19 protein-coding genes are annotated in these 21,724 nt (G+C 70.7%); 8 read left to right on the top strand and 11 right to left on the bottom strand.

Annotated features, from left to right (window positions below; translation table 11 throughout):
• The first annotated feature begins 1 nt into the window (after position 1).
• Genes FBY22_RS20405 through hypE form a run of 3 tightly spaced genes read left to right on the top strand, consistent with a single transcriptional unit; the run spans position 2 to position 2,482 of the window.
• Entirely contained in the window at positions 2–283 is a 282-nt protein-coding gene (locus FBY22_RS20405; RefSeq protein ID WP_142148013.1) for a HypC/HybG/HupF family hydrogenase formation chaperone, read from the top strand.
• The gene (gene hypD, locus FBY22_RS20410; protein WP_142148015.1) at positions 280–1,422 is read left to right on the top strand and encodes a hydrogenase formation protein HypD; all 1,143 of its coding nucleotides are present in this window, start codon (positions 280–282) and stop codon (positions 1,420–1,422) included. The genes FBY22_RS20405 and hypD overlap by 4 nt, the downstream gene beginning before the upstream one ends.
• Positions 1,415–2,482 (top strand): hydrogenase expression/formation protein HypE, encoded by a 1,068-nt coding sequence (gene hypE / locus FBY22_RS20415; protein WP_142148017.1) that lies wholly within the window; start codon positions 1,415–1,417, stop codon positions 2,480–2,482. The genes hypD and hypE overlap by 8 nt, the downstream gene beginning before the upstream one ends.
• A gap of 58 nt (positions 2,483–2,540) precedes the next feature.
• Here the strand turns inward: hypE and hypA are convergent, their stop codons facing one another.
• From hypA to FBY22_RS20455, 8 genes are all read right to left on the bottom strand, one after another.
• Positions 2,541–2,888 (bottom strand): hydrogenase maturation nickel metallochaperone HypA, encoded by a 348-nt coding sequence (gene hypA, locus FBY22_RS20420; RefSeq protein WP_142148020.1) that lies wholly within the window; start codon positions 2,886–2,888, stop codon positions 2,541–2,543.
• Between the two features lie 7 nt (positions 2,889–2,895).
• A complete protein-coding gene (locus tag FBY22_RS20425) occupies positions 2,896–3,081 on the bottom strand; it encodes a hypothetical protein (protein WP_142148022.1) in 186 nt (61 codons plus the stop codon).
• Positions 3,082–3,100: 19 nt separating this feature from the next.
• Positions 3,101–3,307: a hypothetical protein gene (locus tag FBY22_RS20430; RefSeq protein WP_142148024.1), complete on the bottom strand. Its 207-nt coding sequence runs from the start codon at positions 3,305–3,307 to the stop codon at positions 3,101–3,103.
• 41 nt (positions 3,308–3,348) lie between these two features.
• A complete protein-coding gene (locus tag FBY22_RS20435; RefSeq protein WP_142148026.1) occupies positions 3,349–3,945 on the bottom strand; it encodes a DUF5947 family protein in 597 nt (198 codons plus the stop codon).
• On the bottom strand, positions 3,942–4,496 hold the full coding sequence (locus FBY22_RS20440; RefSeq protein WP_142148028.1) for a NifU family protein: 555 nt from the start codon (positions 4,494–4,496) through the stop codon (positions 3,942–3,944). The genes FBY22_RS20435 and FBY22_RS20440 overlap by 4 nt, the downstream gene beginning before the upstream one ends.
• A complete protein-coding gene (locus FBY22_RS20445) occupies positions 4,489–6,282 on the bottom strand; it encodes a nickel-dependent hydrogenase large subunit (RefSeq protein WP_142148030.1) in 1,794 nt (597 codons plus the stop codon). Before FBY22_RS20445 ends, FBY22_RS20440 begins: the two co-directional genes overlap by 8 nt.
• A 64-nt stretch (positions 6,283–6,346) precedes the next feature.
• Entirely contained in the window at positions 6,347–7,435 is a 1,089-nt protein-coding gene (locus FBY22_RS20450; RefSeq protein WP_142148032.1) for a hydrogenase expression protein HypE, read from the bottom strand.
• Position 7,436: 1 nt separating this feature from the next.
• Positions 7,437–8,936: a hypothetical protein gene (locus FBY22_RS20455; protein WP_142148034.1), complete on the bottom strand. Its 1,500-nt coding sequence runs from the start codon at positions 8,934–8,936 to the stop codon at positions 7,437–7,439.
• 555 nt (positions 8,937–9,491) lie between these two features.
• Between FBY22_RS20455 and FBY22_RS45205 the strand changes: the two genes are divergently transcribed.
• Positions 9,492–10,115 (top strand): hypothetical protein, encoded by a 624-nt coding sequence (locus FBY22_RS45205; RefSeq protein WP_260845022.1) that lies wholly within the window; start codon positions 9,492–9,494, stop codon positions 10,113–10,115.
• A gap of 468 nt (positions 10,116–10,583) precedes the next feature.
• Positions 10,584–12,212 (top strand): serine/threonine-protein kinase, encoded by a 1,629-nt coding sequence (locus FBY22_RS20465; RefSeq protein ID WP_313905474.1) that lies wholly within the window; start codon positions 10,584–10,586, stop codon positions 12,210–12,212.
• 219 nt (positions 12,213–12,431) lie between these two features.
• On the opposite strand, the gene FBY22_RS20470 is transcribed toward FBY22_RS20465, so the two are convergent.
• Positions 12,432–14,069 (bottom strand): M4 family metallopeptidase, encoded by a 1,638-nt coding sequence (locus FBY22_RS20470; RefSeq protein WP_260845023.1) that lies wholly within the window; start codon positions 14,067–14,069, stop codon positions 12,432–12,434.
• 533 nt (positions 14,070–14,602) lie between these two features.
• Complete coding sequence (locus tag FBY22_RS20475; RefSeq protein ID WP_142148040.1) at positions 14,603–15,952, bottom strand: PAS domain-containing protein; 1,350 nt, start codon at positions 15,950–15,952, stop codon at positions 14,603–14,605.
• 364 nt (positions 15,953–16,316) lie between these two features.
• Here FBY22_RS20475 and FBY22_RS20480 point away from each other — a divergent pair, with 364 nt between their 5' ends.
• Genes FBY22_RS20480 through FBY22_RS20490 form a run of 3 tightly spaced genes read left to right on the top strand, consistent with a single transcriptional unit; the run spans position 16,317 to position 21,096 of the window.
• Positions 16,317–17,690 (top strand): acetyl-CoA carboxylase biotin carboxylase subunit family protein, encoded by a 1,374-nt coding sequence (locus FBY22_RS20480; protein WP_142148042.1) that lies wholly within the window; start codon positions 16,317–16,319, stop codon positions 17,688–17,690.
• Positions 17,687–19,717, top strand: coding sequence for a PEP/pyruvate-binding domain-containing protein (locus FBY22_RS20485; protein WP_142148044.1), 2,031 nt, complete (start codon positions 17,687–17,689; stop codon positions 19,715–19,717). The genes FBY22_RS20480 and FBY22_RS20485 overlap by 4 nt, the downstream gene beginning before the upstream one ends.
• The gene (locus FBY22_RS20490; RefSeq protein WP_399211547.1) at positions 19,714–21,096 is read left to right on the top strand and encodes an MFS transporter; all 1,383 of its coding nucleotides are present in this window, start codon (positions 19,714–19,716) and stop codon (positions 21,094–21,096) included. Before FBY22_RS20485 ends, FBY22_RS20490 begins: the two co-directional genes overlap by 4 nt.
• Before the next feature lie 5 nt (positions 21,097–21,101).
• On the opposite strand, the gene FBY22_RS20495 is transcribed toward FBY22_RS20490, so the two are convergent.
• Positions 21,102–21,614: a hypothetical protein gene (locus FBY22_RS20495; protein ID WP_142148048.1), complete on the bottom strand. Its 513-nt coding sequence runs from the start codon at positions 21,612–21,614 to the stop codon at positions 21,102–21,104.
• Positions 21,615–21,724: the final 110 nt, after the last annotated feature.

Consider the following 21,724-nt stretch of genomic DNA (forward strand, 5'->3'; position numbering starts at 1 on the left):
CATGTGTTTGGCAGTACCCGGCAAGGTCGTCGCGATCGACGACAGTGCCGACCCGCTCACCGGGCTGATCGACTTCGGCGGTGTGCAGAAGCAGGCGTGCCTGGAGTACGTGTCGGACGTACAGGTGGGTGAGTACGTCATCGTCCACGTCGGGTTCGCGCTCCAGCGCCTGGACGAGGAATCCGCCCTGGCCTCACTGAAGCTCTTCGAGGAACTGGGCCTGCTGGAGGAGGAGTTCGGTGACGCCTGGGAGCAGGCGGCGAAGGAGGCCGGTACCGCGTGAAGTACATCGACGAGTTCAACGACCCCGCTCTGGCCCGGCGGCTGCTGGAGGAGATCCGCGCGACCGTCACCCGGCCATGGGCCCTGATGGAGGTATGCGGCGGCCAGACCCACTCCATCATCCGGCACGGCATCGACCAGCTCCTGCCCGAACAGGTGGAGTTGATTCACGGCCCTGGCTGTCCCGTGTGCGTCACCCCACTGGAGGTCATCGACAAGGCACTGGAGATCGCCTCGCGTCCCGACGTGATCTTCTGCTCCTTCGGTGACATGCTCCGGGTGCCGGGCACCGGCCGGGACCTGTTCCGCGTCAAGGGCGAGGGCGGCGACGTACGGGTGGTCTACTCACCGCTCGACGCCCTGGAGCTGGCCCGCCGCAACCCGGACCGGGAAGTGGTCTTCTTCGCCATCGGTTTCGAGACCACGGCCCCCGCCAACGCGATGGCCGTGCACCAGGCCCGCCGCCTCGGCCTGACCAACTTCAGCCTCCTGGTGTCGCACGTACGAGTGCCCCCGGCCGTCGAGGCCATCATGACGGCCCCCGCCTGCCGGGTGCAGGGCTTCCTGGCCGCCGGGCACGTGTGCAGCGTGATGGGCACGGCCGAGTACCCGCGACTCGCCGAGCGGTTCGGCGTACCGCTCGTGGTGACCGGCTTCGAGCCACTGGACATCCTCGAAGGCATCCGCCGCGCGGTGCGCCAGCTCGAGCGCGGGGAGCACCGGGTGGAGAACGCCTACCCGCGTGCCGTACGCGAGGACGGCAACCCGGCCGCCGTACGCATGATCGAGGAGGTGTTCGAGGTCACCGACCGCAACTGGCGTGGCATCGGGCCCATCCCCGACAGTGGCTGGCGGCTGACCGAGGCGTTTCGCGCGTACGACGCCGAGCACCGCTTCCAGGTCACCGACATCCGCACCGAGGAACCCGCCGAGTGCCGCGCCGGCGAAGTGCTCCAGGGGCTGATCAAGCCGACCGAGTGCGGCGCGTTCGGTACGAGCTGCACCCCGCGCACCCCGCTCGGCGCCACCATGGTCTCCAGCGAGGGCGCCTGCGCGGCGTACTACCTGTACCGCCGGATGAACGCCGCGACGCCGCAGGCCACCGGGGCCGCGGACAAGGAGATGAACCCTGTTGGCTGAACTCGCCGAAACCGTCGACCCCGCGAACTGGACCTGCCCCGCACCCCTGCGCGACCAGCCCGTCGTGGTCATGGGACACGGCGGCGGCGGGGCGCTGTCGGCGGAGCTGATGGAGCAGATCTTCGCCCCCGCCTACGGCAACCCCACGCTCGCCGCGCTCGCCGACTCCGCCGTCCTCGAACTGGGTGGCGCCCGGCTGGCCTTCTCCACCGACTCCTACGTGGTCCGGCCACTGTTCTTTCCCGGTGGCAGTCTCGGTGACCTCGCGGTGAACGGCACCGTCAACGACCTGGCGATGAGCGGGGCCAGGCCCGCCTACCTGTCGGCCGCTTTCGTGCTGGAAGAGGGCGTGGAGCTGACCGTCGTCGAACGGATCGCGCGCGCCATGGGTGCCGCGGCCGAGACCGCCGGGGTCGCCATCGCCACCGGCGACACCAAGGTGGTGGAGTCCGGGCACGGCGACGGCGTGTACGTCACCACCGCCGGGGTGGGGCTCGTCCCCGACGGGGTGGACATCCGCCCCCAGCGGGCGCGGCCCGGTGACGCCGTCATCGTCAGCGGGCCGATCGGCCTGCACGGAGTGGCGATCATGAGCGTCCGGGAGGGGCTGGAGTTCGGCGTCGAGCTGGCCAGCGACACCGCGCCGCTGGCGGACCTGGTCGCGTCCATGCTGGCGGTCACGCCGGACATCCATGTCCTGCGCGACCCCACCCGCGGCGGTCTGGCCGCGGCCCTCAACGAAATCGCCCGCGCCTCCGCAACCGGTGTCCGGCTGCAGGAGCGTGCCATTCCGGTGCCGGACGCGGTGGCGAACGCCTGCGGCTTCCTCGGGCTCGACCCCCTCTACGTCGCCAACGAGGGGCGGCTGGTCGCCTTCGTACCCCCGACGGAAGCGGAGGAGGTCCTTTCCGCGATGCGTGCTCACCCGCAGGGCGCCGGGGCCGCGCTGATCGGTGAGTGCGTCGCCGACCACCCCGGCATGGTCGTGGTCGCGACGGGCCTCGGCGGCACCCGGGTCGTGGACCTGCCGCTCGGTGAGCAATTGCCGCGCATCTGCTGACCCCGGATACCAGTAGGGCCCCGCCGACCCAAGGGGTGTCGTCGGGGCCCCGCTGGTGTCAGCGCAGGGCCTCGATCCCGGTGATCTCCAGTTCCCGGCCGCTGCGCAGGTCGGTGGACGGTATGTCGCAGCGCGGGCACCAGAAGAACGGGGGCATGCCCACCGGGAACTCCTCGGCGCACGGGCCGCAGTAGGCCTGTGCGGGGACCTGCTCGACCACGAGCCGGGCGGCGGCCAGGGCCGTGCCGTCACGGGCCACTTCGAAGGCGAAGTCCAGGGCGTCCGGGACGACACCCGACAACTCGCCCACCCGGACGGTCACCGCCGAGACGGTCTCCGTTCCGTCCGCCCGGGCCAGTTCATCGGCCCGCTCGATGATCGCGGTCGCGATCGACAGTTCGTGCACGGCCGGCTCACGGATACCGGTGGCCCGCGCGCAAGCCTCCGGCCATCCGGTAGATCCGCAACTCGCGCCGCAGACTCGGGAACTCGCGGACGAACAGCGCCAGCGCCACGGCCCCGGCCAGGGCGGCCTCGGCCATCAGCAACCGACGTCCCGACGTCCCGTCCTGTGCGCGCTCTCTTCGTTGGATCTTCATTCCGGCTCCCTGCTGTTCCTCATCCCGGCGGGATGTTCGGCATGACGTCCAGCAGGGCGTCGTGCCGCTTCCAATGGATCCCGGTGGAGCGGCGCGCGTCGGCGGTGCCGTCCTCGTGATGCCCGGTCTGATGGCCGTACGGCCCCACGTTGCCCTGGTGCATACCGCGCACGTGCCCGGTCGAGTCGGGCTTGGCCTGGGGTCGGCCGACTCTGATGGTGCCCATGGATGGTCTCCTTCCTCGCCTCCGCGCCGCGGAGTGCGGGCTCATGGCCGCTCGGTGAGGTCCTCGAAGAACCGATCGACAGCGGGCCAGATCCGGCCGCCGCCGGAGAGGCCCCGCCATTCCCGGCGTACGACGGCGACCATCCGGTAGCAGTCGTCGACGGGGACGATCCAGTGGTGGTCGTTGCCGTGGACGGTGTTCACGAGAAGTGCCTCCACGTCGGGTTCCACGGAGGCGAGCTGCGGACACGCCGAGGCCAGCCGCTGCCAGGCCTCCGCGTCGACTTCCCACCGCATGGTCCCGGCCGGGCTGGGGCCCTCGGCGGTGACCGTGCCGTCGGCCCGGGGCACGAAGAAGACCAGGCCGACCGGCACGCCCAGGGCATCAGTGTCCACCCGGGGCAGGCGGATCCGCCTGCGGGGGACGAGCCGGTAGCGTCCCTGCTCGGCACTCCCGTCGGCGAACAGCACCGAGCACGGGCCGCAGGCGCAGCACACCTGCTCGTCCGCGGTGTCGTAGAGGTGAGGGTGCTCGTCGGGCACGGGCGCGGCGCACAGGTCACACCGCTCCGCCTCGGGCACCGCGCTTCGGTCGGCGGAGGAGCGGATGAGGCGGGCCAGAGCGCCGTCCGTGGTCACGGTGTGCCTCGGTGGGTGAGCGTGGTCAGCGGTACGAAGGCCGGCGGCGCCGTGGTCGGCTCCGGTTCCACCGCGGTCAGCTCCGGAGCGACGGCGAGCACCGCCTCGCGGACCGCGGCGGTCACGTCGTTCGTTCCGCCGCCGCATCCGGAGCCGCAGCCTCCACCGGCCGTCAGCCGCACGCGGCCCACCTCTCCGTCCACGCCGGCCCACTCCACGTCGCCGCCGCGTTCCCGGACGGCCGGCCGCAGCCGCTCGACCGCGCGGGCCGCCCGGCGCTCGACGGGCTCCGGGTGGACCCCGTGCAGCACCAGAAGGTGACCCAGCAACTCGTCGTCGGCCAGACGTTCGGACAGCTGCGTGTCCGCGTGATCCATCACCCGGGCCAGTGCCTCGCCGTAGACCTCGGTGAGCAGCCGTACCGCCTCGATCGCGGAGCGGGTGGTCGGGCCCGGAGCGGACTCGAGGCCTTCCAGAACCTGGTCCAGACGGGCGAGCCGGGACTCCACGGCCGGGTCCGCAAGGCGCTCGGCGGTCGTGGCGTCAGCCATGGTTCGCGCCGTACGTCGGCGAGTGCAGGGTGGTCAGCGTCTTGCCCTTGCCGACGTACATGTGCACTCCGCACGGCAGACAGGGGTCGAAGCTGCGGACGGTGCGCATGATGTCGACGCCCTTGAAGTCGTCGGGCCCGTTCTCCTCGAAGATGGGCTGGCCCTGCACGGCGTCCTCGTAGGGGCCGGGGGTGCCGAACTTGTCGCGGGGACTGGCGTTCCACGGGGTGGGCGGATACGGGTGGTAGTTGGCGATCTTCTTGTCCTTGATCACCAGGTGGTGGGAGAGGACACCACGCACCGCCTCGTGGAAGCCGCAGCCGATCGCCTCGTCGGGCACCTCGAAGTTCTCGAACACCTTGGTGTCGCCGGCCCGCACGAGGCCCATGGCCTCTTCGAGGAACTGCAGGGCCATGGCGGCCGCGTAGGCGACGAAGTACGGCCGGGCGCGGTCCCGTTCGATGGTGTTGCTCCACTTCGGGATGCGCCACTCCAGGGTCGTCTCCGGCAGCGACTCGCCCTTGGGCAGCGAGATGCGCACGCTGTTGCCGGTGGCCTTGACGTACGGCGTGTCGACCAGGCCGCTCAGCGCGGTGGACCAGAGACGGGCGAGGGGGCCGCCGCCGGTGTCGAGGGCGAGGTGGTCGCCGCTGCGCCGGTCGTACCAGCGCGGGCTCATCACCCAGCTGTACTTGTCGTCGAAGTCGCGCTTCTGCGGCACGGGGACAGTGGTCTGGTTCCAGGGGTGGCGCATGTCGACGGGGTTGCCGAGCGGGTCGTGGGTGACGAAGGGCTTCTCGTTGACCCAGTCCTCGTAGTAGGAGCTGCCGAGCATGATCCGCAGTCCGAGGTTGATGTCGACGAGGTTGTTGGTGACCAGTTCGCCGTCGACGACGATGCCGGGGGTGACGTACATCGCCTTGCCCCAGGCGTTCATGTTCTCGTAGCGGTAGTCGACGACATCGGGGTCCTGGAAGGCGCCCCAGCAGCCCAGCAGGACGCGGCGGCGGCCGACCTCCTCGTAGCCCGGCAGCGCCTCGTAGAAGAAGTCGAAGACGTCGTCGTTCATGGCGACGGCCTTCTTGACGAAGTCGATGACCCGCATGAGCCGGCTGAGGTAGTCGGTGAAGACGGTCGGCTGCGGCAGCGTCCCCACGCCGCCGGGGTACAGCGTGGAGGGGTGGACGTGCCGCCCCTCCATCAGGCAGAACATCTCGCGGGTGACCCGGCTGACCTTCAGGGCCTCCTTGTACACCTCACCCTCGAAGGGGTTGAAGGCCTTCATGATGTCGGCGATGGTGCGGTAGCCGTGGATGTCCCCGCGGGGGGCGTCGGTGCGCTCGGCGCGGGCGAGCACGCCGGGGTTGGTGGCCTTGACCATGGCCTCGCAGAAGTCCACGAACACCAGGTTGTCCTGGAAGATCGTGTGGTCGAACATGTACTCGGCCGCTTCACCGAGGTTGACGATGTGCTCGGCGAGTCGCGGCGGCTTGACCCCGTAGGCCATCTGCTGGGCGTAGTCGGAGCAGGTGGTGTGGTTGTCGCCGCAGATGCCGCAGATGCGGGAGGTGATGAAGCCCGCGTCGCGGGGGTCCTTGCCCTTCATGAACACCGAGTAGCCGCGGAACAGTGACGACGTGCTGTGGCACTCCACGACTTCCCGGTTGGCGAAGTCGATCTTAGTGTAGATGCCCAGGTTGCCGATGATGCGGGTGATCGGGTCCCAGGACATGTCCACGAGCTGCGGCGGCTTGCGTCCCGTGGGCCGGGACTCGGTTGTGGTCATCGCTGTTACTGCCCCTTGCTGTCGGTGTTCGGTCGCTGCGTGGTGGGGTGGGTCTCGCGCGTGGTCAGGGCCGCCAGTAGGGGTCGTAACCGCTGGTCAGCTTGCGCTTGTTGTGGCGCCACTTGGGTTCGTGGTTCACCAGCTCGTTGGTGAAGCCGCGCAGGCGGCGGATGACGGCGCCGTACGGCTTGACGATCATCGATGACAGCGTCCCGCCGGGCGGCTCGTCCATGAACGGCATGAACGCGTCAGGGAAGCCGGGCATCGTGCAACCGATGCAGATGCCTCCGACGTTCGGGCAGCCGCCGATGCCGGCCATCCAGCCGCGTTTGGGGACGTTGCAGTTGACGACCGGCCCCCAACAGCCCGTCTTCACGAGGCACTTGGGTGAGTTGTAGTCCTTGGCGAAGTTGCCCTGCTCGTAGTACGAGCCTCGGTCGCAGCCCTCGTGGACCGTCTTTCCGAACAGCCATTGCGGACGCAGCATGTGGTCCAGCGGGGGCGGCGGAGCGGATCCGGCGGCGTGGTAGAGGACCCAGATCAGGGTCTCCATGAAGTTCTCGGGCTGGATCGGGCAGCCGGGGACGTTCACGACGGGCAGGGCGCCCTGGGACCTGAAGTCCCAGCCCAGATAGTCCGCCAGGCCCATGCAGCCGGTCGGGTTGCCGGCCATCGCGTGGATGCCGCCGAAGGTGGCACAGGTGCCGGCGGCCACCACCGCCCAGGCCTTGGGGGCGAGTTGGTCGATCCACCAGTTCAGGGTCTGCGGCTCACCGGTCTCGGGGTCGTTGCCGAACGACGTCCAGTAGCCGTCGCCCTCGATGATGTTCTGGTTGGGAATCGAGCCCTCGATGACGAGGATGAACGGGGCCAGCTCACCGCGTGCCGCCGCCCGATAGGGGGCGAGGAAGTCCTCGCCGCCCAGGCTCGGCGAGAGCACCTTGTTGACCAGGTTCACCTTCGGCAGGCCCGGGATCAGGCCGAGCACCAGGTCCTCGATGGAGGGCTGGTCGGCGGCCGTCAGGGAGACGGTGTCGCCGTCGCAGCTCATGCCCTCGGAGATCCAGAGGATGTGGATCTCGTCGAAGCCCTGCCGGTCCTCGGCGCGGTCGGGTTCGCCGCTGACCTCGGTGGTGCTGCTATGGGTTGTCATGTCAGCGGCCTCCGCTGCGGGGGGTGTCGGAGTCGGTCGAACCGAGTGGTTCGAGCTCGTCGGGGCGGAAGTAGTGGAAACGGCCGTACCAGGTGTGCAGTTCGGCCGCCGGATCGTCGTCAAGGGTGACGGCGAGGTGCACACTGCCGTCCACGTCATGGAAGACGGCAGCCACCTCGGCGGTCCGTCCGGCCAGGAACATGTCCTGGGCGTCGGCGCCCTGTCGCCGCGGGCGAAGCCGGACGCGGCTGCCGCCGCCCAGCGGCACGCCGTCGACCAGCACCGTGTCCGTGGACGGAGACAGACCGTCGTCGGCGCCCTCCTGCCACCAGGCGGGACGTTCGGCGGGAGGGGTGGGCGGGGTGACCGGGGACAGGGAGCGGATGGCGCCGTGCAGCCGTTCGAAGACCTCGGTGGGCATGGTGTCGACCCGGTCGAGGATCGCGGCGGCCCGCGGATCGGTGGCGCGTGCCTCGCGCTTCTCCTCGTCGGTCAGCAGCATCGTGCGCAGGGTGAGGATCTCGTCGATCTCCCCCGCGTCGTGCAGGTCACCCGGGCTTTCCGGGGCTACCTGCGGATGGTCCGGAAGGATGATCGGCGAGGCGAGCAGGACATGTCCGACGGCGCCGGCGGGGGAATCGCTCTCTGCCGGTTCGCCGCCGAGGACGGGGAAGCTGAATTCGTTGCGGCATGCGTCCGCATGAGCGCGCAGGTCCTCGGGCGGGTCGATCAATGAGGCGAACTCGACGCCGTCACCGCCGATGAGCGTGTGGATGGCGATGAGCGCGCGGCGCAACGCCTCGTCGCGCAGGGTCCGCGGATCAGGGGCGGGGCCGGTGTTCACGGTGCGTAGGCGCAGCCGGCAGAGGTTCTCCCCGAGCCGCTCGGCACTCACGGTCGTGCTCGCCCGTACCTCCTCGCGACGGCGCACCACCCGCCCGACGTCCTGCGGCAGTGCCTCGACGTCCATGCCGGCCGCGGCTCCGGTCGTCACAGTGCGTTCACCCTGGAGGAGGTCATCCACCGGGACCGCGATGTCGACTTCGCAGGGCACCGCCTCGTCGAAGGTCAGATGCACGGTGCCGTCATCGGTGAGCAGCGACTCGACGGCGCGGTGGCCACCGTCGCGGCGGGTCCTCTCCACCTGCTTGCGCTGCATCTGCAGATATCGAAGCCTCACCCGCAGGAGCGCGTCGGGCCGCCGGATCCTCAGCAGACACTCCGTCTGCTGGTACCAGGAGTCGGCGGACCCGGACACTCCAGGGATGACGGGTCCGTTCTGCTCCACCCAGTCCCGCGGGAACAGCACCCCGAACTGCCACCGGACGCGGTTCTTGGCCGACGACCGCCGGTAGGGATACAGGAGGTAGCCCTCGTAGAGGACCGCGTCGGCTACGGCGCCCAACTGTTCGAAGGCTCTCGGGGCCTGGTCGGAAGGCAGGTCTTTGGCGCCTGTCGTGGCAGCGGACGCCATGCCGCCCTCGACCGATCCGTCCGGCATCGCGCCTCCTCGTCTTCGCGTGCACGCCCATGCCTGCCACCACCGTCACATCGTTCACGCACCCTCGCCTCCCACGGCGCGGCGTGGTTGAGCCGTTGGAGCGAATACTCGGGATGCTCGGGTGTGGTTGGCGTCCGCAAGGGACATGAGGATCGGTCCAGCCTGGGGTGATTCAGCTGGTGTGAGTGGATACGGGCCAGGCGGTGGTGAGCGTGACCTCGCAGGGCTTGCGGCCCTTGTGTGGGGCGCGCAGTTGATGCCCGTTCCCCGCGTACTTCTGCCACCCCCGCAGGGCGGTGGGCCGGTGATCGACCAGGCCACCGTGGGGGCCCGAACGTCTGGCGGCGAGACTCACCGCACAACCGAGAATCCAACGCTCACTCAGTAAGCGTCCTCGGTGGATCCGGCTCCCTCAATGAGCTCACGGCAGTTCCGCGACTCAGCCCCACCTGCCGTTTGATCACGATCAGGTGAAGATGCGAAACATGAGGCAACCACACACTTTCTTCACCAGTCACACACCTGCACGACATCAAGCGCCTCTCAGAGGGAACCATGAGCAACCAATACCCGCAGCAGCCCCAGCCCGGCTGGGGCCAGCAGCCCTACGGGCAGCCTCCCTTCCCGCCGCAGCCCCCGAAGAAGACCGGTCCCGGGAAGATCATCGGCCTGGGCTGCCTCGGCATCGTCGGACTCATCGTGGTCATCGGCGTCATCGGCGCCCTTCTCGGCGGCGGCTCGGACTCGAAGAAGTCCAGCGGCTCGAACGACGTCAAGGCCGCCGCTTCTCCGTCATCGAGCAGCAAGCCCGCCGACGCCGGAAAGTCCAAGAGCAGCGAGCCGAAGGCCAGCCCCACGAAGACGAAGAGGGCGGAGAAGAAGACCGTCGTCTTCAAGGTGTGGGGAACCGCCCCCGCCGGCGCCCTCGGCTCGCTGGACATCACGTACGGCTCGGACTCCGACACTCGCAAGGGGACTTTCAAGAACGGCAAGTTCGAAGCCACGCTGCCCCTGAACAAGGACGCCATGTACTACAACGTCATGGCTCAGCTCCAGGGCTCCGGGGACATCAACTGCTCCGTCACCGTGGACGGCAAGACGAAGAAGGGCCACGCGTCCGGCGGCTACAACATCTGCAATGCGCAGCTGAGTTCCGGACTGCTCGGCGGCTGGGAGTAACCACCTGCCCTCCTGGACCAGGCCCGGCCGCACCCCATGGCGGCCGGGCCTCAGTAGTGAGACCACCGGGAGGGATATCGATGGCGCAAGGGAACACCCGGCAAGACGTGGCTGCTCGTGACGCACACGGCCGGGTCGGCCAATGCTCCGGCGAGCAGATCGTGGAGCCTATGGGTGCCGGCGTACACCACCGACGGGCTCGCGGTGTTGCCATCCTCATGCCCGCGGGACGGTGGCATGCCCGGCGCCAACGCCTTCCCGGCCACTCCACGGTCGCGAGGCCACATCCTCGGACCGGGCAGGCGGAGCACAACAGGATCTCATCTGGCGGCAACAGGAGTGCCGCGGCAGTGATCCCCGCTAGGGTTCACCCGTCGTCCACAAGTGCTCTCGGCGGGGGTTTGGTTCGTGTCTGCGGTCGTTGCTCGCCGTGCTTCGGACCCGGTCCGGATCGGGCGTTTCCGGGTGGTGGGGGTTCTGGGCGCGGGCGGGATGGGCACGGTATACGCCGCGCTGGGGGAACAGGGCGAGCGGGTGGCGGTGAAGGCCGTGCACGCCGGGCAGGCGGCTGATGAACAATTCCGCGCCCGGTTCCGCCGCGAGGTACAGGTCCTCCGACGGGTGTCGGGTCCGTGCCTGGTGCCGCTGCTGGAAGCCGATCCCGAGGCGGACATCCCATGGTTGGCCACTGCCTTTGTGCCCGGTATGACGCTCGGGGAGCACGTCGCGGTACACGGCCCCCTGGACGGGATCCAGCTGCATCTGTTCGCCGCAGGAACGGCCAGGGCCATTGAGGCGGTGCACACAGCCGGGGTGGTCCACCGCGACCTGAAACCCGCCAACGTGATCCTGGCACCGGACGGTCCTCGGGTGCTGGACTTCGGCATCGCCCACGTCGTCGACGGCACCGCGGTCACCTGCACCGGGATGCTGACCGGGACCCCGGGCTGGCTGAGCCCCGAGTACTACCGGGACGGCACCGCAGGCGCGCCCGGAGACGTCTTTGCCTGGGGCGCGCTGCTCGCTTTCGCGGCCACCGGCCGTCACCCCTTCGGCACCGGCAACGCCGAGGCCGTCGCCTTCCGTGTCCTCAATGCCGAGCCGGACCTCGCCGGCATCCCGGATGACCTGCTCAGCCTGGTGACGGCATGCCTGGCCAAAGACCCGGCCCGCCGGCCGTCGTCGGCCGCCATCGCCCAGCAGACCGACCGACTACTGGGCGAACAGGCGACCCAGGTACTCGGCGACATGCACGACCGGCCCACGCAGGTTCCGCGTCTGATCGCCGAGCAGTGGCATCCCCCGACCGTCCAGGATCCCGCCTGGCCCGCTCTCGCCCGCCGCCGAACGGGTCAGCGGGCCTGGCTCACCGTCGTCGCGGCCGCCGTGTTCGCCACAGCCGCGACCGGCACTTGGTTCGCGCTGGCCGCGCATCACGGTCCAGCGCGCGGTGGCAACTCCTCACAGCCAACCGCGGCCCACTCCATCCCGGCCACCCAACCGGCAGCGATCACGTCTCCTCTTGCGCACTCGGCCAACACCTCGTCACAAAGTCCGACCGCCGCGGCCCCGTCCACGCCCGAGCAGACCCAGGTGATCACTCTCAGCCCCTGGACACCGGGCGGAACCCCGGCAACCGGCATCACCATCACCGGCCATGCCGGCGGCTCCTGCTACGAGACCGCCGAATCCACGATGCGGCTCGACGCCTGGCGCTGCACCGCCGGCAACCGGATCCTCGACCCGTGCTTCTCCCCTGACTCCGATCCAGGAGACACCAGCGCTCTGTGCCTCGACGGAGCCCCCGACCGCATGGTGGAACTGTCGGTTCCCGACGGCTTTCCCGGCAACAACGACCACATGCCGGGCGGACCCGACATCGAACCGATCATTCTTGTCCTGGCCAACGGCACACGCTGCTCCTTCGCCGGCGGCGGCACCTCGTCGCTGGCGGGACAGCGACTGAACTACGGCTGCGGCGACGGCGGCTATCTGTACGGCTACCCGAACAAGACCGCCGCCCTGTGGACCATCTCCTACGCCGCCCCCGGCAGCGGAACCAGCGTCTCCACGCCCATCACAACCGTCTACCAATAGCCGCCTACATCCTGAGCCGCCCGCGGCGTCGTCGCCTTGGCCATGCTGGACGCGCCGCCATGCGTCAGGGCACGTCAACCCGCGCCGAGGCGCCCTTCGGCTTCGGCACACTCACCACAGGGACGCATGGCTTGAGCCCTGGCCGGACCGCGTACGCCAGGGCGGCACCCGGAAGCATCCCGGGTGCCGCCCGTCAGACGTACCGTCAGGCGTGCGGTGTCACTTGACGTTCACGGCGCTCCAGGCCGCGGCGACCCCCTTCGCCTCGGCGCTGTCCGCGCCGTAGAGGTCGCCGGCCGCCGACAGGGTGCCCTTGCGGGCGCCGGCGTAGTCGGTGGTGGACGTGAAGTAGGTGGTCAGGGCCTTGTACCAGATCTGCAGGGCCTTGTCCCGGCCGATCCCGGTGACGGTGGAGCCGTCCTGGGTCGGGGAGTCGTAGTCGACCCCGTTGATCGTCTTCTTCCCGCTGCCCTCGGACAGCAGGTAGAAGAAGTGGTTGGCGACGCCGGAGGAGTAGTGGACATCCTTGTTGCCGACGTCTGCGGACCAGTAGTCGGCCGAGCCGCCGTCCTTGCTGGGCTTGTCCATGTAGCGCAGCGGCGTGCCGTTGCCGTTGATGTCGATCTTCTCGCCGATGAGGTAGTCGCCGACGTCGCTGGAGTTGTTCGCGGCGAACTCCACACCGGTGCCGAAGATGTCACTGGTGGCCTCGTTCAGGCCGCCGGACTCACCCGAGTACTCCAGGCCCGCGGTGTTGGACGTGACGCCGTGGCTCATCTCGTGGCCGGCGACGTCGAGCGAGGTGAGCGGGTCGTTGTTTCCCTCGCCGTCGCCGTAGGTCATGCAGAAGCAGCTGTCGTCCCAGAAAGCGTTGACGTAGGCGTTGCCGTAGTGGACGCGGGAGTAGGCGCCGACACCGTCGTTCTTGATGCCGTTGCGGCCGAAGGCGCTCTTGTAGAAGTCCCAGGTGACCTGGGCGCCGTAGGCCGCGTCCGCTGCGGCGGTCGCCGCCGAGGCCGTGGTCCCGTCGCCCCAGGTGTCGTTGTCCTGCGAGAACAGGGTGCCGGTGCCGGATTGGCCGTGGGCGAGGTCGTACGTCTTGTGACCGCCGCGTGAGGCGTCGGTGAGCGTGTACGACGAGCCGGACTGTGTGCTCGTCAGGTCCACCTTCCCGCTGTACTTCGTGTTGCCGACGCCGGTCTCGACGCCCTGGTACTGGAACAGTTTTCGGCCGGTGGTGGCGTCGGTGATGACGTGCAGCTCGTTCGGGGTGCCGTCGTCCTGGAGGCCGCCGACCACCGTCTCGTAGGCGAGGACGGGCTTGCCGGACGCGGCCCAGACGACCTTGCGCGGCGCCCGGGAGGAGCGGGACTTCTCGGAGCCGGCGGCCTTCGCCACCCCCATTGCCTGCTGCTCGGCCCGGTCGGGGGCGATGTGCGGCGTGAGCGAGGCGGGCTTCAGCGAGCCCTGCGCCGCTCTGGTCACGCCCTCGCGCTCGCCGGGCTTCGCCGTGTGCACGATCAGGTCGCCGCCGAGCACGGGCAGACCCGCGTAGGTGCGCTCGTAGCGCGTGTGCACGGTGCCGTCGGCGTCCTTGACGACGTCCTTGACGACCAGCTTTTCCTGGGCCCCGAGGCCTATCGCCTTGGCCGTCGCGGCGGCCGAGGTCCGTGCCTGCTGGAGGAGGGCCGTGTGGGCGGTGGCGGACAGGGCAACCGGCGTCGCGCCGGGCCGGTCCTGTGCGGTCGGCTGTGCCGTGGCCGCGCCGCCGAGCGTGGTGCTGAGCAGTGCCCCGGCCGCGACGGCGGTGGCGAGGGCCAGCAGGGTGTGGTGGTGACGCTGGGAACGGGAGGTCACACAAACTCCTCTGAAGGGGTGTGGGGGGTGGTCCGAGCGGCAGGTGCCGGCCGGTTGGGCGTGGGGGTGGTCGGTGCGGCGCCGCGGCCTGGCCCGCGGACATGCCCGTTCAGCGCGGACTTTGTCCTGGACATGACAAGTTTCAACAACTTGCGGCGCCTTGGACGTTGACGGTCGACCCCGCGTGTTCGCGAGGGGACGGCATGTGTACGGCAAAAGGCGGACGACCGGACGTGCGAGGCCAGACTGCCGAGCGGTCGGCGGGGGCCGCATGCCCCGGCGGCTACGGTCTTCCTGCCGACCCCGGGCTCACCGAGTGACCCGTGGCCACTCGGACGATGGACGGCCTGAAGGTAGCGGTGTGCATGAAGTCTCCATGGAATGTGGGGGGTTGGAGAGCTGAACACGACAGAACCGCAGACATGACCGGGAGCGCTACACCCGTTTCCAAGGTCCGACAACTCCCCCACAGGTCCTTCACCGTCGGGGCACACATCGGCGGCCGGGCCGAGGCACATCGGGAACACGGCCGGTCAGGCGGGGCTGAGCGGATGCGTCGCGGTGGTGGAGCGCGGCGGCCAGGAGTGCGGGGAGAGGATGCCGAGCACGTAGGCGCGGGCCACCAGCGCCGGACGGGTGGCGGCGCCCAGCAGGCGCCGGAGGCGGGCGAGGTGGTAGTCGACCGTCTGCCGTGACAGGCGCAGCGCCGCGGCGACACCGGCGTTGTCATAGCCCGCGGCCAGCAGGGCAAGTATCCGCACCTGGGCCGGCGTGAGCGCGGGATGCGGCTCGTGGCTCAGGCCGGGCCGTGTGATGACCGCCCACACTCCCCCGTCCCGCCCCCGGGTGCGGTTGACGGCGCTCAGGTGGACCCACACGCGGCGCAGGCGCCGGTCCCCGTCGACGAGCACGGCACTGGACTGCGCGTTCCTGCGCCGCCCGCCGGTCAGGTCGCCCCAGACGGCATGCAGCGCGGCACGCTCCGGGGTCTCGGCCAGGAAGGCGTCAGCCGGGGAGCCCACCAGGTCGCACAGCGGCAGACGCAGCAACTCGGCGGCCGCGACGCTCGCTTCGCCCACCACCCCGTCCGCGGACAGCCGTACGCAGGGCAGGCCGCTGTGGTCCCGCAGGGCGCGCAGTTCCTCCTCGGCCCGGCGCCTGCCGTCCAGCGCGTGGGTGTACTCGCTGACGTCCACGTAGGTGCCCGCCACACAGCGCAGGGCACCCCAGGACACTGGAAAGCGGTATCCCGCCGCGTGGCCGGGCGAGCCGTCCGGGCGCCGGTACGTGAGCGTGTGGCGCAGGGAGTGGCCGCCGGTGAGGACCTCGTCGTCGAGCGCCATGAACCGGGCCGCTTCGTCCGGGGCGTCGAACTCGCCGAGGTGACGGCCCACCATGCGGTCGCGAGTGGTTCCGTACAGGTGGGCGTAGGCGTGGTTGGCCCACACATAGCACCCGGCGGCGTCGCGCACGAACATCGCCGCCGGGCTCAGATCGGCGAACGACGCGTAGGCACCGGCTCCCGCCGACGCGCCGCCGCCCACCTCCACCGCCACGCCCCGGCTGCCACGGCGCCGGGCGTCGCCACCCCGGGACGACCAGGTGACGTCGAAGATGCGGCCCTCGAACCGGGTGCGTCGGGGGCCGTCACCCGACGGTGCACCGTCACCGGGCCGGGCATCCTCGCCGAGCCGTACGCCGTCGCCCCACCGGGCGGTCGCCAGGCCCTCCGTTTCGGCTGAAAGGGCTTTCAGGAAACGGTGTGCCGTGCGCTCGTCGGTGAAGGCACCGCCCCCGCTGCGGACCCGCCCCGAATCGACGTCCGTCTCCCACCAGGACACCGGCAGACGGGCGAGCAGCGTCTTGAAATCGGTCTCGTTCACAGTCCAACTCCTTGAATCACGTACCGATATAACGGTGTGTCACATCTCATCCGTGTCCCGTACATGCCGAGCCATGCGGCCCACCTCCGGCCCGCGTGGCACCCGGCCGGCGAGCCCACTCAGGCATGTGCCTGAGACGACCACGCTCGAAGCGACAAGAGCCGGGAAACCCGACTGCTTCGCTGGACGGGAACCGTCACATGGCGCACACGGACGGCGGCCCTTAGGGCAGGCGCAGACACAGAGACGGCGCACCGGAACCCCGCCGCCTCGCCTCGCACTCGTCGCCGCAGCTGCCCCGCCGTCCGTCCGCGCGAAGCGACACCCGAGCAAGCCGCCGAACAGGAAGAGGAGTTGAAGTTCCATGGCCAAGGTGCTGTACGTGCACGCCAAGGGTGGTCCCCCGGTCGGGTACGCCCTGCCCAGGGTGGCCGCGAGGGCCGAGGTGCACCTGCTGGCACTGAGCGAACTGCCCGCCGGCAGCGCGGCGCGCACCCGTGCGTGGTGCGCCTCCGAGGTCGCCGCCGGGGACGTGGGAGCGGACGACCTGGTCGCGTCCATCACCTCCCGGGCCCGGGAGGTCGGCGCCGACGCCGTGGTCACCTTCTCGGAGTACGCGGTCGTCGCGGTCGCCGAGGCCGCCCGTCTGCTCGGCTTGCGCGGCGCCGGCCCTGCCACGGCCCTCGCCCGCGACAAGCGGCTCATGCGCACGGCCTGGGACCGCCAGGGCATCCCCCAGCCCCGCTTCCGCTCCGTCGCCACCTTGGATCAACTGCGAGGCGCCACATGTGAGTTACAGTCCCCGCTCCTGTTGAAGGCGGCCTGGAGCGCCGGTTCGACCGCGCACCAGATCATCTCGGCCCCGGCCGACGCCCCGGCCGCGTGGGCCCGTTCGCGCGCGGTGATGATCGACTCGGCGCGCCTGGGATTCGCCGAGCTCCATGTCGCGGGCGCCGGTGAGGACTTCATCGTGGAGGAGATCGTCACCGGCTGCGCGCAGGAGTGGTTCGAGGGGCCGGGCTGGGGAGACTACGTCAGCGTCGAGGGCGTGGTGGCGCAGGGCGTCTTCCGGCCGGTCTGCGTGAGCGGCCGGATGCCGACCGTGGCGCCGTTCACCGAACGGGCCGGCATCACCCCGGCCGCCGTCACGGGCGAGGCGCAAGCCGCGGTCGTGGCGCTGGCCCGGCAAGCTGTGGACGCGCTCGGCCTGGAGGACTGCGGCACCCACACCGAGATCAAGCTGGGAGCCGGCGGCCGCATGTGGGTGATCGAGACGGCGGCGCGCTTCGGCGGCGCGATGACCGTGCCGCAGATCGAGGAGGTCTTCGGTATCGACCTGGTCGGCCTGTTCACCGACCAGTTGCTCGGCGGCACGCCCGACTGGCCGTCCAGGGCGCTGACCCCCGCGGACGCCCGGGGCGCCGCCGGGTCCCTGGTCGTCCTCGCCGTGGACGGGGCGGGTGCGCCGTGGCCGGACCGGCACCTGTGGGACTCCACCGCGGTGGTCCGGTCCGCTCCGGTGGGAGCGCGCAGCAGGCTGCGCGTCGTCGAGGAGAGCTCGCTGCCGGACGGCGCCCCGGTCCCCGTCTACGACCCGGCCGCGGGCGCCAACACCATGGCCGCGCTGTGCCTGCTGTCGGCGGACCGGCCACAGGCCGTCGTCCGCGACTTCACCGCCCTCGTGGACGCCCTGCCGGACCTCCTGCCCCGCCACGCCACGGAAGGAGCGCGGGCATGACCTCCACCCTGGACCGCACCGACCCGGCCGGGACGGGCGGGGACCGCACCGTCGTCGGCGCCAACCTGACGCTGCCGCTGTTCCGCACCCTGTCCGGGGTACTCGCCGGGCACCCCTACCTGAAGGTCGTGGTCGACCGGCACACCTGCACCTGGCACCTCCTCGACACCCGCGTCCACCCCTTCCACGTCAACTACATCGCCACCCGCATCCTCGGCATGACGATGGACGAACTGGACGCCGACCTCGACGCGTTCAACGCGTCCGTGTACACCGACCCGGACCGCCGCTTCCTGCTGGGCGTGCTGTCCCTGCACACCGACCGGGCGGCGGACGGCACCGAGTGTCCCTTCCTGGTCCTGGAGACCACCGAGGCCGACACCATGCACGGCGCCCTGCTGGAGGAGTTCTACCTCTATGTGCGCGGGCGCGTGGACGGACGCCTCCCGCTGCTGCTGAAGCCCGCCAACCACGGGCAGGAGGGAGAACTCGCCTCGATCCCCGAGACGGTCGTCCCCCGCGTCCTCAGCCACAAGCTGTTCGGCGACCGCACCCGCACCTGCCTCAACCCCGGGCAGGCCGAGGGCCGTCTGCGGCACTTCCGCACCCTGGCCGCGTACGAGGCGGCCGCCGCCGACCTCGGCTGGGCGGACATCGTCGCCATGCCCCGCCTGCCCGACGACGTGCCCAGGGTGGCCGGCTTCATCAACACCGCGCCCACCACCCCGCTGTCCCACACCAACGTGCTCGCCTCCGGCTGGGGCATCCCGAACGCCATCGTGCGCGACCTCGACGCCCTGGACGACTCCGGCACCCTCGACGGGCGGGGCGGCCTGGACGGCACCTGGGTGCGCTACCGGGTGAGCGAGGACGCCGTCACCCTGGAGCCGCTCGCGGCGCCGCCCCGGCTGACCAAACCCGCCTGGCACCAGCAGCGCATCCGCATCGACACGCCCCTGCTCGATGACGCCCCCGTGCTGGCCCTGCACCGGCTGCGGCGCGCCGACCGCGACGGCTACGGCACCAAGGCGGCCAACCTCGGGGAACTTCACCACGTCCTCGACAGCCGTACCGCCGACCTGACGGTGTTCCACGCCCGGCCGCGCCCGCCGCGCCACGACCTCCTCGGCCACCTGGCGGCCCGGCTCGGCGAGCGAGACGCCTCACGCGAGCAACTCCGCGCGGCCGCCGCCCAGTACGTGGCCGACACCGTCCGCGCACCCGAGGGCGTGGCGCTGCCCTTCCGCCTGCACCACCTGTTCCTCACCTCCTCACCCGCCCTCCAACAGGGCATCGGTAAGCTGAAGATGGCCCTGGAACTCGAGGCGTTCGACCTGGTCGACCCCCTGTGCCTGAATCTGCAGCAGCTCGTGCGGTCCACGCCCGTACCGCCGGAGGTGACCCGCGCCATCACCTCCGCGGTGCCACGGCTCCTCGCGGACGGACGCCGCATGGTGGTGCGCTCCTCCTCCAACGCCGAAGACCTGCCCGGCTTCTCCGCCGCCGGGATCTACGACTCGGTGACCACCGTGCGAGGAGCTGAACAACTCATGGACGCGGTACGGCAGGTGTGGGCATCCCTGCTGTCACCGCGCAGCGTGCGCCTACGGCACCAGGTCGGCATCTGCCTGGACGACACCTACATGGGCGTGATCGTCCAGGAGTACCTGCCCGCGAGCCTCGGCGGAGTCCTGGTCACCTGCAACCCCACCCGCCGGGAGGACTTCCGCAACGTGTACGTCAACTGCGCCCCCGACTCGCCCGAGCACGTCGTGGACGGCTCGGTGCTGCCCCAGCAGTACCTGTACAACACCGTCGAGGGCGGTGGGCGCACCCTCGACGTCGGCACCGCCGGTGAGGACCTGCCCGCCCTCACCCGCGCGGCGCTCGCCCGACTGGCCCTCACCGGACGCCTGTTGCAGTCCCACTTCAGCGCGGACGAACCCGACGACGCCCTCGACATCGAGTGGCTGATGACCGGCGAAGGGGACTTCCGCCTGGTCCAGATCCGCCCCTACGCCCGGTGAGCCGCCCGATGCCCGCCCGCGCCGCCCGCCGCTCCGGCCCGGCCCCCTCCCCGGCCGCCCGCCGCGTCATCCGCCTCAACAACGGCTTCCAGCTTCTGTTCAACCTGCTGTGGTGGATGCCCGTCTTCTACGCCTACCAGCGTGACGCCGGACTGTCCGACAGTCAGATCTTCGGCATCCAGAGCATCTACTACATCGCGTTCTGCCTCTTCGAGATCCCGACCGGAGTGATCGCCGACCGCATCGGCGCCCGCAACTGCCTGCGCACCGGCGCCGTCGTCATGACGGCCGCCAACCTGGCGCCCGTCCTCGCCCCCTCCTACACCGGCTTCCTCATCCACTTCCTCGCCATCGCCGCCGGGCGCTCCCTCGCCTCGGGCGCGGCGAGCGCCTACCTCTACGACGCGCTGCGCGCCGAAGGGGCCGACGCGCACTACCTGGACGCCGAGGGCAGCGCGCGCTCCCTCGGGCTGGCCGCCAAGGTCCTGTGCTGGCCGCTGGTCGGCCCGCTGATGGTGCTGGCCCGGCCGACCCCCTACGTCCTCAGCGCGGCCTGCGCCGCCGGGTCGCTGCTGTGCACGCTGGCTCTGCCCCGCCTCGCAGCCCGCCCGGACGCCGGGCCCCGCGCGGGCGGACCGCGGCGCAGTGCCCTCCTGCACGACACGGGGGCCGCCCTGCGGGCGCTGCGCGCCTCACCCTGGCTGCCGCTGCTCATGGTGCAGGGGGTCGCGGTGTTCACGCTCGCCCGCATCTGCCAGGTCAACCTCTTCCAGCCGGTCCTCCTGGACCACGGCATCGGGGAGAACGCGCACGGCGGCGTGCTCGCGGCCATGACGGTGGCCGAGGCGGTGGCGTCGGCGCGTCCGCGGTGGCTGAGCCGCCGGCTGTCCGCCGCCCAGTGGGTGTCCCTGCTGAGCGTGGCGCTGGCCGTGACCCTCGCGGCCACCACCCTCGGCGGGCCGTGGCTCGTCATCGCCCTGCTGTGCGCGTTCGCCGCGATAACCGGGTTCGTGTATCCGGTGCAGCGCAAGCTCGTCAACGACGCCGTCCCGGCCGACGCACCACGCGCAACGCTGCTGTCCGTGGAAAGCATCGTGGACCGCGGTGTGTGCGCACTGGCGGCGGTCGCCGCGGGCGCGTACCTCACGGCCGGACGGCTCGACGACCTGCTGTGGCACAGCGCCGCGGTCACGTGCGTCCTGATTCCGGCCCTGCACCTGGTCCTGCACCGAAGCCGCCGGACGGGCGAGCCCCAAACCGACCACTCCACCGCCCCGACCCCCGGCTCCCAAGTCCCCCGGCCATCGGAGCAGCCGGCCTCCCTGCCGGCGGACGAGGGCGCCGCCCAGCCGCCGCTGGGTCTTCGCCGGAGCCGGTAGGTGCGTCACGTGCGATCGTGGACGTCCGCCGGCCGTGGCGGGGACCAGCCGTGCTGGACGCCGTAGGGCTCGCGGTCGTCCGTCCTGGTCACCACCGGGGTGTCGAAGCCCTGCGTGAGGACCAGGCTGCGCAGGGTGCTGTAGCCGAGCAGGACGCTGCCGGCCGCCGTGAAGAAAAGGCCGAACAGGTCGTCGTACCCCAGCCCGTCCCCTGTGCGCACCACCTGCACCAGGCCCCAGCCGCTCAGCACGGCCAGCACCGCCCAGACCGGCCACAGCAGCCGATGCGCACGCCGACGGCGCCGCACCTCGGCCGCCGACCTGAGGACGACCCGCACGCGGGCGCCGCACTGCTCACAGTGCTCGCTCCGCTCGTTGGTCCGGTCGGCGAAACGCTCCAGGCTCCTCGCCTCCGCGCCGACCAGCGTCTTCGTCTGCGTGCTGTCCCCGACGCGCCGCGTGACGTACGTGTGCGTGATGCTGTACCGGAATCTGTCCGAGATCTCGCTCGCCACCATGCCTCCCCCTTCGCTGGCCCCGCCCAAGTCCATTCCCCGTCGGCGCCGTTCGCACCCACAGGCCGCCGACGCGCTGTGTCCGCCACCGTGTCAGTCCGGTTCGTGGCTCC

Source organism: Streptomyces sp. SLBN-31 (genome assembly GCF_006715395.1).
Classification (GTDB): Bacteria; Actinomycetota; Actinomycetes; order Streptomycetales; family Streptomycetaceae; genus Streptomyces.

Coding starts and splice junctions, on each gene's coding strand:
- FBY22_RS20405 (WP_142148013.1), top strand. CDS start 2: ATGTGTTTGGCAGTACCCGGCAAGGTCGTCGCGATCGACGACAGTGCC.
- FBY22_RS20425 (WP_142148022.1), bottom strand. CDS start 3,081: ATGAAGATCCAACGAAGAGAGCGCGCACAGGACGGGACGTCGGGACGT.
- FBY22_RS20430 (WP_142148024.1), bottom strand. CDS start 3,307: ATGGGCACCATCAGAGTCGGCCGACCCCAGGCCAAGCCCGACTCGACC.
- FBY22_RS20440 (WP_142148028.1), bottom strand. CDS start 4,496: ATGGCTGACGCCACGACCGCCGAGCGCCTTGCGGACCCGGCCGTGGAG.
- FBY22_RS20445 (WP_142148030.1), bottom strand. CDS start 6,282: ATGACCACAACCGAGTCCCGGCCCACGGGACGCAAGCCGCCGCAGCTC.
- FBY22_RS20450 (WP_142148032.1), bottom strand. CDS start 7,435: ATGACAACCCATAGCAGCACCACCGAGGTCAGCGGCGAACCCGACCGC.
- FBY22_RS20455 (WP_142148034.1), bottom strand. CDS start 8,936: ATGCCGGACGGATCGGTCGAGGGCGGCATGGCGTCCGCTGCCACGACA.
- FBY22_RS45205 (WP_260845022.1), top strand. CDS start 9,492: ATGAGCAACCAATACCCGCAGCAGCCCCAGCCCGGCTGGGGCCAGCAG.
- FBY22_RS20480 (WP_142148042.1), top strand. CDS start 16,317: ATGGCCAAGGTGCTGTACGTGCACGCCAAGGGTGGTCCCCCGGTCGGG.
- FBY22_RS20485 (WP_142148044.1), top strand. CDS start 17,687: ATGACCTCCACCCTGGACCGCACCGACCCGGCCGGGACGGGCGGGGAC.
- FBY22_RS20495 (WP_142148048.1), bottom strand. CDS start 21,614: ATGGTGGCGAGCGAGATCTCGGACAGATTCCGGTACAGCATCACGCAC.